Source organism: Tessaracoccus flavus (assembly GCF_001997295.1).
Classification (GTDB): Bacteria; Actinomycetota; Actinomycetes; order Propionibacteriales; family Propionibacteriaceae; genus Arachnia; species Arachnia flava.
In genome coordinates this window covers 425,708-438,582 of sequence record NZ_CP019605.1, presented here as the reverse complement: position 1 = coordinate 438,582, position 12,875 = coordinate 425,708, and the positions used below count along the sequence as shown (strand labels likewise).

11 protein-coding genes are annotated in these 12,875 nt (G+C 66.6%); 6 read left to right on the top strand and 5 right to left on the bottom strand.

Translation table 11 applies throughout. The features are described 5' to 3' along the window. Window positions 1-1,245: an acetyl-CoA C-acetyltransferase gene (locus tag RPIT_RS01895; RefSeq protein ID WP_077340050.1), complete on the bottom strand. Its 1,245-nt coding sequence runs from the start codon at window positions 1,243-1,245 to the stop codon at window positions 1-3. 92 nt (window positions 1,246-1,337) lie between these two features. On the opposite strand from RPIT_RS01895, the gene RPIT_RS01890 reads away from it, so the two are divergent. The 3 genes from RPIT_RS01890 (at window position 1,338) to RPIT_RS01880 (ending at window position 5,433) form a co-directional block, all read left to right on the top strand. Beyond that, entirely contained in the window at window positions 1,338-1,973 is a 636-nt protein-coding gene (locus RPIT_RS01890; RefSeq protein WP_077340048.1) for a TetR/AcrR family transcriptional regulator, read from the top strand. 5 nt (window positions 1,974-1,978) lie between these two features. After that, window positions 1,979-3,907 (top strand): acyl-CoA dehydrogenase family protein, encoded by a 1,929-nt coding sequence (locus RPIT_RS01885; protein ID WP_077340046.1) that lies wholly within the window; start codon window positions 1,979-1,981, stop codon window positions 3,905-3,907. A gap of 434 nt (window positions 3,908-4,341) precedes the next feature. Next, window positions 4,342-5,433: an IS110 family RNA-guided transposase gene (locus RPIT_RS01880; RefSeq protein ID WP_077340044.1), complete on the top strand. Its 1,092-nt coding sequence runs from the start codon at window positions 4,342-4,344 to the stop codon at window positions 5,431-5,433. Window positions 5,434-5,497: 64 nt separating this feature from the next. On the opposite strand, the gene purD is transcribed toward RPIT_RS01880, so the two are convergent. Further along, entirely contained in the window at window positions 5,498-6,724 is a 1,227-nt protein-coding gene (purD, locus tag RPIT_RS01875) for a phosphoribosylamine--glycine ligase (RefSeq protein WP_077340041.1), read from the bottom strand. Window positions 6,725-6,924: 200 nt separating this feature from the next. On the opposite strand from purD, the gene RPIT_RS01870 reads away from it, so the two are divergent. From RPIT_RS01870 to RPIT_RS01860, 3 genes are read left to right on the top strand one after another with little or no spacing between them, the layout of a single operon-like run. Then, a complete protein-coding gene (locus RPIT_RS01870; RefSeq protein WP_077340039.1) occupies window positions 6,925-8,277 on the top strand; it encodes an ABC transporter substrate-binding protein in 1,353 nt (450 codons plus the stop codon). After that, entirely contained in the window at window positions 8,277-9,461 is a 1,185-nt protein-coding gene (locus RPIT_RS01865; RefSeq protein ID WP_077340037.1) for a carbohydrate ABC transporter permease, read from the top strand. The genes RPIT_RS01870 and RPIT_RS01865 overlap by 1 nt, the downstream gene beginning before the upstream one ends. Further along, window positions 9,458-10,321, top strand: coding sequence for a carbohydrate ABC transporter permease (locus RPIT_RS01860; protein ID WP_226996312.1), 864 nt, complete (start codon window positions 9,458-9,460; stop codon window positions 10,319-10,321). The genes RPIT_RS01865 and RPIT_RS01860 overlap by 4 nt, the downstream gene beginning before the upstream one ends. A gap of 180 nt (window positions 10,322-10,501) precedes the next feature. Here the strand turns inward: RPIT_RS01860 and RPIT_RS01855 are convergent, their stop codons facing one another. From RPIT_RS01855 to RPIT_RS01845, 3 genes are read right to left on the bottom strand one after another with little or no spacing between them, the layout of a single operon-like run. Then, window positions 10,502-10,729, bottom strand: a complete 228-nt coding sequence (locus RPIT_RS01855) for a hypothetical protein (RefSeq protein ID WP_077340033.1) — start codon at window positions 10,727-10,729, stop codon at window positions 10,502-10,504. Continuing rightward, complete coding sequence (locus RPIT_RS01850) at window positions 10,726-11,484, bottom strand: hypothetical protein (protein ID WP_077340031.1); 759 nt, start codon at window positions 11,482-11,484, stop codon at window positions 10,726-10,728. The genes RPIT_RS01855 and RPIT_RS01850 overlap by 4 nt, the downstream gene beginning before the upstream one ends. Before the next feature lies 1 nt (window position 11,485). Further along, window positions 11,486-12,769 carry an adenylosuccinate synthase gene (locus tag RPIT_RS01845; protein WP_077340029.1) on the bottom strand — a complete coding sequence of 428 codons (1,284 nt, stop codon included), beginning with the start codon at window positions 12,767-12,769 and terminating at the stop codon, window positions 11,486-11,488. Window positions 12,770-12,875 lie beyond the last annotated feature (106 nt).

Genomic DNA, 12,875 nt, shown 5'->3' with positions numbered 1-12,875 from the left:
TCACGCCTCCAGAATTGCGACGACGCCCTGGCCGCCGGCTGCACAGATGGATACCAGCCCGCGGGAGCCCGGGCCCTTCTCGGCGAGCATTTTCGCGAGCGAGGCGACGATGCGGCCGCCGGTCGCGGCGAACGGGTGCCCGGCGGCCAGGGACGAGCCCTTGACGTTGAGCTTGGTGCGGTCCACGGTCCCGTGGCCGTCTGCTTCCAGCGCCTTGAGGGTGGCCAGCACCGTGGAGGCGAACGCCTCGTGGAACTCGTAGAAGTCGAAGTCGGCGAGCGTCAGCCCGTTTCGCTCCAACAGCGTTGGGATGGCACGCACCGGAGCCAACAGGAGGTCCTCTTCGCCGTTGACGTAGCCGGTGGCTGCCACCTGGGCGTCGACCACCTTGGCCCACACCGGCCAGCCTCGACGTCGGGCCTCCTCCTCCTCGGCGAGCAGCACGAGCGCCGCGCCGTCGGTCAGCGCGGTGGAGTTACCCGCCGTCATGGTGGCCTCGTCGCCCTTGCCGAAGACGGTGCGGAGCTTGCCCAGTGCCTCCATCGAGGTCTCCGGGCGCAGGATGCCGTCGCGCGAGACCTTGAGGTAGGGGGTCACCAGGTCGTCGAAGAAGCCGTCGTCCCAGGCTTCGGCCAGCTTGTGGTGCGATTCCAGGGCGAGCTGGTCCTGATCCTCTCTCGACACCTCCCACTTGGCCGTGGTCCTGGCCTGCGACTCACCCATGGAGAGCCCTGTGCGCGGCTCGACGACACCCGGGGGGACTGGGACGAGATCGGCGGGCCGGATCTTGGCTAGCGCCGCGAGCTTGTCCGGCAGCGACCGGGCGCGGCTGAGGTCCAGCATGGCCCTTCGCATCGGCTCCGACACGACGATCGGCGCGTCCGAGGCGCTGTCGACGCCGCCAGCGATGCCGACGTCCATCTGACCCAGCCGGATCTTGTTGCTGACGTAGACGACGGCCTCGAGACCGGTCCCGCACGCCTGCTGCAGGTCGCAGGCGGGCGTGTGCGCGGAGAGGGCGGAGCCGAGCACGGCCTCCCGCGTGAGGTTGAAGTCACGGGTGTGCTTGAGCACGGCGCCGGCGACCACCTCGTCGACCTTCTGGCCCGCCAGCCCGAATCGCGCGACGAGCCCGTCGAGCGCTGCCGTCAGCAGGTCCTGGGCCGAGGCCATGGCGTACTTGCCGCCGGCTTTGACGAAGGGGGTGCGGTTGCCGCCGACAATCACCGCGGTACGTGTCGTCATTTAAAAGTCCTCCCGGAAGTTCAGGGTCCCGGCTGACCGGTAACCGATACCCAGGGTAGCAGGTACGTCAGGTTTCGGGTACCCTCGGTTACATGAACCAGAAGAGCGGCGCGACGGCGCCCGTCCAGGACGGCCGTGCGTCCCGCTGGGAGGAGCACAACAACCAGCGACGGCGTGCGCTCGTCCAGGACGCCGTGCGCGCCATCCGCAAACATGGCCCGCACGTCGGCATGGACGAGATCGCCGCGCAGGCCAAGACGTCGAAGACCGTCCTCTACCGGCACTTCGGTGACAAGGCGGGCCTGTACCGTGCGGTCGTCGAATCCGTGCAGGACTTCATCGTCCGCAAGCTGCCCCTCGACGAGGCCGACAACCTCCCCCCGCACGAGCTCATCCTGCGGCTTGCCGACGCCTACCTCGCCGTCGTCGAGCGCGACCGCAACCTGTACCTGTTCGTCTCGTCGCGGCCCACCAGCGACTCCCCCGATCCGGTCACGGGCGTCACCACGCGCATCGGCAACGAGGTCGCCACCGTCCTGCGCGCGTGGCTTCGCCGGGAAGGCCTGGACGAGGAGCCGGCCAACATCTGGGGACACGGCGCGGTCGGCTTCATCTGGGCGGTCTCCGACCGCTGGATCATCACTAATTTCCGGCGCCCGCGCGCCGAGGTCGTCGGCTACGTCGACCAGCTTTTCGCCCCCGCATTCGCAGCACAACAAAGGAGTTGACACTCATGTCCATCTCACCCACCGGCGAAGGCCTTCGCCGCGCTCTCGATGGCCCCTTCCACGACCTCAAGCAGCGTTGGCGCGACGAGGTGAGCGCAGACGAGGTGGTCCGCGACACCGCGTTGAGCATGGAGGAGGCACGTGACTGGACCCTCGACCGGGTCAAGAAGCTCGCTCAGCGCGACTTCGTCACCGCAGGCTTCCCCTCCGCGCAGGGCGGCACGGGCACCAGCGCGGAATCCGTGGCGAACTTCGAGATGATGGCCATGGGCGACCTCTCGCTGACGATCAAGTCGGGCGTCCAGCACGGCCTGTTCGGCGGAGCCATCACCAACCTCGGCACCCAGTACCACCACGAGACGTTCCTCCCTGGCGCGATCAACGTCGACCTGCCCGGCTGCTTCGCTATGACGGAACTCGGGCATGGATCGGACGTGCAGTCCATCGAAACGTCGATCACCTGGGACCCTGACACGCAGGAGTACGTCGTCCACTCCCCCTCGCCCACAGCCACGAAGGCCTACATCGGCAACGCGGCCCGCGACGGTCGCATGGCCGCGGTGTTCGGTCAGCTCTGGGTCGACGACGAGCACCAGGGCGTACACGTCGCCCTGGTCCCCATTCGTGACGAGGACGGCAACCCCATGCCGGGCGTCACGATCGGCGATCACGGCCACAAGGGAGGCCTGCTCGGCGTCGACAACGGCACGATCTCGTTTGAGCACGTTCGGGTCCCCCGGTCGATGCTGCTCGACCGCTATGGCGGCGTCGGCGAGGACGGCGCCTACCACTCCCCCATCGAGTCCAAGAACGCCCGCTTCTTCACCATGCTGGGCACGCTCGTGCGCGGACGCATCTGCGTCGGCGGCGGCGCTGCGTCAGGTGCCCGCAAGGCCCTGGCTATCGCCGTCCATCACGGACTCAACCGTCGGCAATTCCGCCGCGCCGGCCTCGGCGAGGAGATCCCGCTGTTCGACTACCTCAGCCATCAGCGTCGCCTCCTGCCGCACGTCGCTCGGGCCTACGCGTATGGGTTCGCGCAGAACGAACTCGCCCAGCAGCTGCAACGCGTGCTCGATCAGGAGGATCCGGGCAGCCCCGCGTCCCGCGAACTGGAGACCCGCGCGGCCGGGATGAAGGCCCTCCTGACCAGGTGGGCACTCGATGCGATCCAAGAGGCGAGGGAGGCGTGCGGCGGCGCGGGCTACATGTCCGACAACGGCATCACGATGACGCGCCAGGACGCCGACATCTTCGCCACGTTCGAGGGCGACAACACGGTGCTGCTGCAGTTGGTCGCCAAGGCGCTCCTTCTGGAGTACAAGTCGACCTGGGGCGACATGGATCTGCGCGGGACGGCGTCGAAGACAGCGAAGCTCATCGGCGGTGCGTTCATGGAGCGCACCACGGCCCGGTCGGCCATCGACCGCCTCGTCGCCGTCGCCAACCGCAAGCCGGAGTCCGAACGGCTCCGCGCCCGCGGCTGGCACGTCCAGATGTTCGAGTTCCGGGAGTCGCACATCGTCGAGAGCCTCGCCGCCCGGATGCGCGCGGCGTCGAAGCAGCCCGAGGACCAGCGCGACGCGGCCATCAACGCGTGCCAGATGCACATGATCGAGGCGGCCAAGGCCCACGTCGACCGGATCGTCCTGGAGGCCTTCATCGAGGGCATCGAGGAGACCGCCGACGACTACATCAAGGCGATCCTCGTCAAGGTGTGCGACCTGTACGCGCTGTGGACGATCGAGCAGAACCGCGCCTGGTACCTGGAGCACGAGGCCTTCGACCCGAAGAAGTCCAAGGCGATCACTGCGACGGTAGACGCCCTCTGCGGCGAACTTCGGCCGCGCGCCAAGGAACTCGCCGAAGGCCTGGGAGTCCCCGAGAGCTGGCAGAAGCACCCGACCGAGGCCGTGCCCCCGATCATCGCCTGACCCGCGCTTGCCGTTTCCCTGAGTAGCGGCCGCGAGGTACGAGCGGCCGCGAATCGAAGGGCTCGCGACATGACCGCTCACCCAGGTCAGCGCGACGCCGCGGGATGCCCTTCGATACAGAGAGGATTGGGGGTACCGGGTTTCCCGGGGATCAGCGAGGATGAGGGTGCCGGGCTTTCCGGTGGTCTTGTGGTGGTGGCTGTCTTCGATACTGCCCTGGAGGGCGTTGCTGCGATGTGCCCTGCCTCGTTGATCCCTGGGAGATCCGGGCCGGTGTCTGACCCCGCGTGCGGGTTGGGGGATGGGTCAGGCCGGGGCGGTAGCTTGATAAGACCGTGCCCCGCGTGTGTGGGGCTCATCTCTGTAGTGCTCCGGTCCCCGGCCTGCTGAGCCATCCCTCCCGGCTGATAGTGACAAGCCTTGAGGGAGGCAACATGTACAAGACATCACACACGCGCCGTCACCGCAACCCCCCATCAGGATCGGTGGTGGTGGGTATCGATACCCATCTGGACATCCATCACGCGGCGTTGGTGGATGCGGCGACCGGTGCTCCGGTGGCTGACCAGCAGTTCCCGGCCACCCCGGCCGGCTATCTTGAGTTGCTGGACTGGGCTGTGGGTCATGGCAGGGTCTCGCGGGCCGGGGTGGAACAGACCGGCACCTATGGTGCCGGGTTGAGCGCCGTGTTGCATGCTGCCGGGATCGAGGTGATCGAGATCAACCACACCGAACGAGGTGACCGGGCCCGGCACGGGAAGACCGATGAGCTCGACGCGTACCGGGCGGCGACCGCGGCGGCGGCCGGCACCCAGAAGGGCCTAGCCAAGCACTATCATCCCGCGATCGCCGCGCTACGACCGTTGATGGTGCTGCGGGCCCATCACCGGAGCTCCAGGCAGCGGGCCTGGGGCCGTGTAGGCGGGATGCTGGTGACCTGTCCCGACGACCTCGCTGACCAGGTGCGGGGGTTGAACTCGGCCCAGAAACTGGCCCGGATCGCCGCGTGGCGTCCCGACCTGACTCGTCTCCACGACCCTGTCAACAGTTACAAACTCGCCCTCAGGGACCTCGCCCGTGCCTGCCTCGACCATGATCGGGCCATCGTCGAGATCGATGCGCAACTGCTCAGGATCCTCACCCCGATCGCGCCGACCCTGCTGGCCCAGCATCATGTCGGGCCAGTGACCACTGCCCAGTTGTTGATCACCGCCGGTCACCCCGGCCGGATCACCTCCGGTGACGCGTTCGCCAAACTTGTCGGCGTGGCACCACTGCCCGTTCAATCCGGAAAGTCCAGCCGGTGGAGATTGTCGCGCTCGGGCGACCGGCAAGCCAACAGCGTCATCCACCGCGTCGTCATCGGACGCCTCGGAACCGACCCGCGATCCAAGACCTACATCCAACGCCGAGTATCCGAAGGAAAGACCCGCTCCGAAGCCATCCGAGCACTCAAACGACACGTCACCCGAGACCTCTGGACCGCCCTCCAAACAGACCTCAACAACCTCCCCCACACCACTTGACAGACCATAAGACCTTCGTTCGCTCGTCCCTCGCGAACTACTCAGGGAAACGGTCGATACGTCCTCAGTGGGGCACGCCAATGTCGGTGCGGCTGAAGCCGCCGGCGAAGTCGATTCTCTCCAGGAGTGCGTAAGCCAGGCGGCGGGCCTCGTCGAGGTCGGCGCCTCGGCCGACGATGCCCAGCACCCTCCCGCCCGACGACACCAGACGGCCGCCCTCGATCCGCGTGCCGGCGTGCAGCACGTACGCGTCAGTTTCGTCGTCGGGGAGCGTGATGGGACGTCCGGTCGCCGGGGTTCCGGGGTAGCCTTCGGCGGCCGAGACGACGACGACGGCCGCACCGTCGTGCCAGTCAAGTTCCGGCACGCTGTCCAGTTCGCCGCGCGCGGCCGCCCGGAGGACGCCTGCCAGGGGTGTCTTCAACAGCGACAAGACGGCCTGGGTTTCGGGGTCCCCGAAGCGGACGTTGAACTCGACGACGCGGAGCCCCCTCGAGGTGAGCGCCAGCCCCGCGTACAGCAGCCCGATGAACGGGGTCCCGCGGCGGCGCATCTCGGCCAGCGTGGGATTGACGACCTCGGACATGATCTGGTCGGTCAGACCCGCGTCGGCCCACGACAGTGGGCAGTACGCTCCCATACCCCCGGTGTTGGGGCCCTCGTCGTCATCTCCGACCCGCTTGTAGTCCTGCGCAGGCAGCAGAGGGAGCGCGCGCTCTCCGTCGCAGATGGCGAACAGCGAAACCTCGGGGCCGTCGAGGAAGTCCTCGATCACGACGCGGCCACACGACGCGGCGTGGTCCAGCGCCTCCTGCCGATCCGTCGTCACCACGACTCCCTTGCCCGCGGCGAGGCCGTCGTTCTTGACCACGTACGGAGGCCCGAACTCGTCCAACGCCGCCGAGACCTCGTCGGGGGTTTCACACACCCGCGCGTCGGCCGTCGGCACGCCGGCAGACCGCATGACCTCCTTCGCGAAGGCCTTCGACCCCTCCAGCACCGCGGCCTCGCGGCCGGGTCCGAAGACATCGAAGCCGGCGTCGCGAAGTGCGTCGGCCACACCCGCCACCAGCGGCGCTTCGGGGCCGATGACGATCAGGTCGACCTGCAGGGAGCGCGCCAGGTCCAGCACCGCTGTTGGGGACGCGGGATCCGCCGAATGCATCGTCGCGATTGATGAGAGGCCTGGATTGCCGGGGGCGACGTGCAGTTCGGTGACGGCGGGATCGTGTGCCAGTGCGCGGCCGATCGCGTGCTCGCGGCCACCGGAACCCAGGAGGAGAATTTTCACGGCCCAACCCTAACCCGCGCCGCCGGGGAGACCTCCCCGGCGTTCAGCGCAACGGACAGATCCGGGAGTCACCATTCGGTAACTATGTCGCGACTATCGCAGCCTCCATGACGCGACTGTTGCTAAGCTCCGGCACGAGAGTCAGGCGCGCTCGCCGACCACACAGCCGTGGGAGGGGTAGCGCCGGAAGGGAGCCAACGATGGCTAAGCAACACTGGCGGAAAGCCCGCATACCCGCGCTCCTCGTCGCAGGGGGGTTGCTGTTGAGCGGCTGTCTGCAGGACCCGAACGCCGGGTCCAACCAGGCCGGAGGATTCAGCTTGGGCGAACCCGAGGCGGGCGACGGCATCGTGACCATCATGGGTGCGTTCGGCGGTGATGAGGAGGCGCTGTTCAACGAGGCCCTTCAACCGTTCATCGACGAGACCGGCATCCAGGTCGACTACGTCTCCGATCAGGACTTCACCAACACCATCCAGGTGCGGGTGAGCGCGGGCGACCTGCCCGACATCGGCCTGTTCCCGCAACCCGGCGGCGTGATGAACCTGGCCGAGGGCGGCCACATCTACCCGATCGACGAGTTCCTCGACTACGACTCGTTGAACTCGACGCTGGTGCCCGGCTTCCTGGACTCGGCCCGCTACAAGGGCCGTGTGTATGCCGTGCCCATGCGCATGGCAGTGAAGAGCATCGTCTGGTACCCGAAGAAGGCCTTCGAGGAGAACGGGTGGAACACCGCTCCGGCCACCCTTCAGGAACTGGACGAGCTGACCGAACAGATCCGCACTGAGACCAGCACCACCCCGTGGTGCATCGCGTGGGGCTCCGACCAGGCCACCGGCTGGGTCGGCACGGACTGGATCGAGGAGTACGTCCTGCGAATGTGGGGTCCTCAGGTCTACGACGACTGGATCTTCGGGCGCATCCCGTTCAACGACGAGCGCATCGTGCAGTCGATCGAGCGCTATGGCGAGCTCGCCACCCCTGAGAACGTGATCGGCGGCAACGACGGCATCATCAACACGCCGTTCTCCGACGCCATGAACCCGGCCTTCAGCGAAACCCCCGGCTGCTACATGATGCGCCAGGGCAACTTCGCGATCGGCTTCTTCCCGCCCGAGATCGCGTCCAATCTCGATGAGGAGATCGGCATCTTCGTGTTCCCGCGCGACGAGGAAGGCTACGACGGCCAGCCGATGCTGGGCGGCGGCGACCTCGCCGCAGCGTTCAGCTACGACGCCGACACCATCGCCGTCATGGAGTTCCTGAGCTCCGACCAGTTCGGTGGCCCCTGGGCCGAGGCCGGTGGCTGGCTGAGCCCGCACACCACCTTCGACACCTCGCTGTACCCCAACGAGACGACCCGACAGATCGCCGAGCTCGCCGTGAGCTCCGACGTGTTCCGGTACGACGGCTCCGACGTCATGCCTCGCGAGGTGGGTTCGGGCAGCTTCTGGACCGAGATGGTGGCCTTCCAATCCGGTAAGTCCGCCCAGGACACCGCCGACGCCATCGCCGCCACCTGGCCGGAGTCGGAGGAAGAGGAGGAGTGATGAGCACTCCAAGTGCCACCCCGCCTCCCGTGAGCGGGGTGCCCGACAGCCCTGACCCGTCAGGTCCACCCACAGCAGCCACCACTGGCCTGCAGCCGCTCAAGGTGATCGGCGGCGCCGTCGGCGCGGCCTTCACCCTCTGGTTCATGGGCAACCTGTTCCTGGCCTTCGCCTACTACCCGCAGTGGTTCTTCGACAGCAAGATCCTCATGGCCATCCTCGCCCTCATCGTGGGCGTGGGCGGTGCCGCGATCTTCTTCTGGTTCCTCAACATGGCGATCGAGGGGCTGCCGCGCTCGCTCGAGCACGGATTGATGCCCTACGCGTTCCTGTTGCCGGGCTTCTCGCTGATCGGCCTCATGCTGCTCTACCCGACCATCCAGACGATCAACTACTCCTTCGCGAACCGCAACAGCACCGAGTACATGGACCCCCCGTGGGCCAACTACACCTTCCTGTTCCAAAGCTCGGAGTTCTGGTCCGCCATCTTCAACAACGTGTTGTGGATCGCGATCGTCCCGGCTGTGACCGTGGCGCTGGGCGTCATCGTCGCCGTTCTCTCCGACAAGCTGTCCGCAGCTGGTGAGAAGTGGTCGAAGAGCTTCATCTTCCTCCCGATGGCGATCTCGTTCGTGGCGGCGTCGGCGATCTGGTCGACGACGGTCTACGGCTACCAGCCCCCGGGCCAGCCGCAGACGGCCATCCTCAACGCGATGCGCACAGCGACGGGTAACGAACCGCTCGCCTGGTTGTCCATCGACACTGGGCGGTTGAACTCGCTCCTGCTCATGGTGATCCTCATCTGGCTGCAGGTGGGCTTCGCGATGGTGCTGCTCTCGTCGGCCATCAAGGGTGTCCCCGAGGACACGATCGAGGCCGCCCGCATCGACGGCGCGTCCGAGTTCAAGATCTTCTTCCAGGTGATCATCCCCCAGATCATGGGGACGATCATCACGGTCTTCATCACCGTGCTGATCCTGGTCATGAAGGTCTTCGACATCATCTACGTGCTCACCAACGGGCGCAACAACACGGACGTCATCGCGAACATGTTCTTCCGTGAGATGTTCACCAACCTCCAGGCCGGCCGGGCCACCGCCATCGTGGTGGTCCTCCTGGTCGCGATTCTCCCCGTCCTCATCTACCAGGTGCGGCTGTTCAGGCAACAGGAGTCAATGCGATGAGCGTCAGCAGAATGAAGGACGGCCGTTACCGCAGTCCCTTCTCCATGGTGGTCATGTTCCTGCTTGCCTTGTTGTGGGCCGTGCCCACGCTCGGCCTGCTCGTGATCAGCTTCCAGACCCGCGATTCCGCGCTCCGCGGTGGCTGGTGGGAGGCGATCTACAAGCCCTTCGAGCGCACCTGGACGTTCGACAACTACACCCGGGTGTTCGAGATGCAGGACATGGGCAACGCGTTCCTCAACGGCATCGCCGTCGCGGTTCCGGCCACGATCATCCCGATCATGTTCGCGGCGTTCGCGGCCTACGCGTTCACGTTCATGAGCTTCCCGTTCAAGGACGTGCTGTTCATCATCATCGTCGCGGTCATGGTGGTGCCCATCCAGGTGGCGTTCCAGCCCCTGCTCAACCTCATGGGCCCCAACGGCCTGGGCATCTCTGGACAGTATCTGGCGGTGTGGATCCTCCACACAGGCTTCGGCATGCCGCTGTGCATCTACACGCTGCGCAACTACATGTCGTCGCTTCCCTACAGCGTCGTCGAATCGGCCCGCATCGACGGGTGCTCGAACTTCCAGATCTTCTGGAAGCTCATCGCCCCGATGTCGACGCCCGCGATCGCGGCGTTCGCCACGCTGCAGTTCCTGTGGGTGTGGAACGACCTGCTCATTGCCAAGCTGTTCCTGTCCAACGACAACACGACGGTGATCGTCAAGGTCCAGCAGTTGCTGGGTACACAGGGTCAGGGTGCTGAACTCGTCACCGCCGGCGCCTTCATCTCGATGGTGCTGCCGATGATCGTGTTCTTCACGCTCCAGAACTTCCTCGTGCGCGGCATGACCGCCGGCGCGGTCAAGGGCTGATCTGGTCCGACAGGATGGGGCGGAGGCTGAGGCCTCCGCCCCTTCCGCTTCCCTCAGCCTTTCATCCTGAGAAAATGATGTGCCGTGCGCCATATCGCTGCGCAGGCACGTTTTCTCAGGGTGAAGGAGTAGGCGAACCGGGCGCTCGTCCCTCGCTCCCCTACCCGGGAGACGTTGAGGTCAGCGGGCTGGTTCGTCAGCCTCGCGGTCGGCTCGCTCGGCGGCCTCCTGCGAGCGTTGCACCAGCACGCGGAAGCCGAGGACCACGAGCACGAAAAAGCCGCCCAGCGGGACGGCCCACCACCAGCCCCAGTCGATGTCGTCCTGGCCGAAGGCGATGGCCACAGTGGCCACCATGAAGCCGACGAGGACCACCACGAGCGCGGTGACGAGTCGTTTCGTGGTCATGGCAGACCCAGCCGGGGGCTGCCGGTCACGGCGCCCCCGACGGCACGGCCGGGATCAAGCTCGCCGAGGTCCACCAGGTCGGGGCACCCCTGAATGTCGATCTCAGCGTCGTCGGCGAAGCGCACGCCCCGGAGGCTTCGCAGTCCCGGGAGGTCGAACAGGGTGAGGAAACGCAGCGGGCTCGCGTCTGCGAAGAGCGAGAGATCAGCCAGCCCTCTCGACTCGGCGACCTCCAGACTCACCACGCGCTCGATCCCTGTCACCGACGCCGGCCAGGACGTCACGCCCGTCACGGTCAGGTCCGTGAGTTCCAGCGACGCGAAGCGGGCGGGGAACGCCCCTGCCCCTTCCAGCGTCGCGTCAGCCAGCCGAGGGAGGGCCGCGACGGCCGCGACCTCACTTTCGTCCGGGGCCGCCAGCAACACCTGGCGGATCTCCGTCGCTCCGCCGAAATCGACGATCAGGCGCCTGCCCTCAGGACCCCGGTCAAGGATCGACAGCTGCCTCAGCGACGGCATCCCCGCCAGCCGAAGGACAGCATTGGCACCGCCTGGGGCATTGATGTTCAGGCGCTCGAGGGCCCGTAGCTGATTGATTTCCGCCACGTCCATCTCTTCATCCCCGGTGATGACGAGTTCGCGCAGCGTGTCACGGTGACGCGACAGGAAGGACAGGTCGTCGACGGGGGTGTCGTCCTCGATGAACGCCTTCTTGAAGTTCCACAGCCGCAGTGCCAGCGGCCCCTTCTGCGCCACCTCAGATCAGATCGTGGATCGCGACCGACTGCTCACGCCCGGGACCGACGCCGATGCCGCTGATGCGGCAGCCGATGAGCTCCTCAAGGCGGTGCACGTAGGCCTGGCACGTGGGGGGCAGCTCGTCGAACACGCGGCAACCGCTGATGTCCTCGGCCCAACCGTCGAGATACTCGTAGACGGGCTTGGCGTGGTGGAAGTCGGACTGGGTCATCGGCATCACGTCGTGACGGACGCCGTCGACCTCGTAGGCGACACACACGGGGATCTTTTCCCATCCCGACAGGATGTCGAGCTTGGTGAGGAAGATGTCGGTGAAGCCGTTGATCTTGACCGCCTGTTCCACGAGCAGCGCGTCGAACCAACCGCAGCGGCGCGGCCGCCCGGTGGTGGCGCCGAACTCCGCACCGATCCGGCGCAACTTCTCGCCGTCCTCGTCGAAGAGCTCGGTCGGGAACGGGCCCTCCCCCACGCGGGTGGTGTAGGCCTTGGCGATCCCGATGGTTCGATCGATTCGGGTGGGGCCGACCCCGCCGCCGGTGGTGGCACCAGCCGCGGTCGGGTTCGAGGAGGTGACGTAGGGATAGGTCCCCTGATCGACGTCCAGGTGGTGGGCCTGCGCACCCTCGAACAGGACGACCTTGCCCTCGTCGAGCGCGTCGTTGACGTACCGGCCGGAGTCGACGATGTGGGGCCGGATGACGTCTGCGTGCTTGAGCAGCGACTGCACCACGCCTTCGGCGTCGATCTCGCGGCGGTTGTAGACCTTGACCAGCAACTGGTTCTTCTGGTCCAGCGCCGCCTCGACCTTCTGCCGCAGGATCGACTCGTCCAGAATGTCCTGGATGCGGATGCCGAGGCGGTTGACCTTGTCGGAGTAGCAGGGCCCGACACCGCGGCCGGTCGTGCCGATCTTCCGCTTCCCGAGGAACCGCTCGGTGACCTTGTCGATGACCTTGTGGTACTCCGTGATGATGTGAGCGTTGGCCGAGATGAGCGGGTGGGGCACGTCGACGCCGCGGTCGCTCAGCACCTTCAGTTCCTCGGCGAGCACGTCCAGATCGACGACGACGCCGTTGCCGATCACCGTCGTGGTGTTGCGGTTCAGGATGCCCGAGGGCAGCAGGTGGAGAACGAACTTCTCCCCGCCCACCACCAGGGTGTGGCCCGCGTTGTTGCCGCCGGAATACCGGACACACACGTCGACGCGATCGCCCAACTGGTCAGTGGCTTTGCCCTTGCCTTCGTCGCCCCATTGGGCTCCAACAACCACCACACTCGGCATGGGGGTCACTCCTCAACACATAGATGAAGCCCCGCGCGTCGCACGGGGCCGTGCCACCGCATTCTACCCGGCCAGCCGCTGTGGCGTGCCGACGACCAGCAGCCAG

Excerpts from the sequence above, each read along its gene's own strand:
- RPIT_RS01895 (WP_077340050.1), bottom strand. The coding sequence starts at position 1,245 with ATGACGACACGTACCGCGGTGATTGTCGGCGGCAACCGCACCCCCTTC.
- RPIT_RS01880 (WP_077340044.1), top strand. The coding sequence starts at position 4,342 with ATGTACAAGACATCACACACGCGCCGTCACCGCAACCCCCCATCAGGA.
- RPIT_RS01865 (WP_077340037.1), top strand. The coding sequence starts at position 8,277 with ATGAGCACTCCAAGTGCCACCCCGCCTCCCGTGAGCGGGGTGCCCGAC.
- RPIT_RS01845 (WP_077340029.1), bottom strand. The coding sequence starts at position 12,769 with ATGCCGAGTGTGGTGGTTGTTGGAGCCCAATGGGGCGACGAAGGCAAG.
- RPIT_RS01855 (WP_077340033.1), bottom strand. The coding sequence starts at position 10,729 with ATGACCACGAAACGACTCGTCACCGCGCTCGTGGTGGTCCTCGTCGGC.
- RPIT_RS01860 (WP_226996312.1), top strand. The coding sequence starts at position 9,458 with ATGAGCGTCAGCAGAATGAAGGACGGCCGTTACCGCAGTCCCTTCTCC.
- RPIT_RS01870 (WP_077340039.1), top strand. The coding sequence starts at position 6,925 with ATGGCTAAGCAACACTGGCGGAAAGCCCGCATACCCGCGCTCCTCGTC.
- RPIT_RS01885 (WP_077340046.1), top strand. The coding sequence starts at position 1,979 with ATGTCCATCTCACCCACCGGCGAAGGCCTTCGCCGCGCTCTCGATGGC.
- RPIT_RS01890 (WP_077340048.1), top strand. The coding sequence starts at position 1,338 with ATGAACCAGAAGAGCGGCGCGACGGCGCCCGTCCAGGACGGCCGTGCG.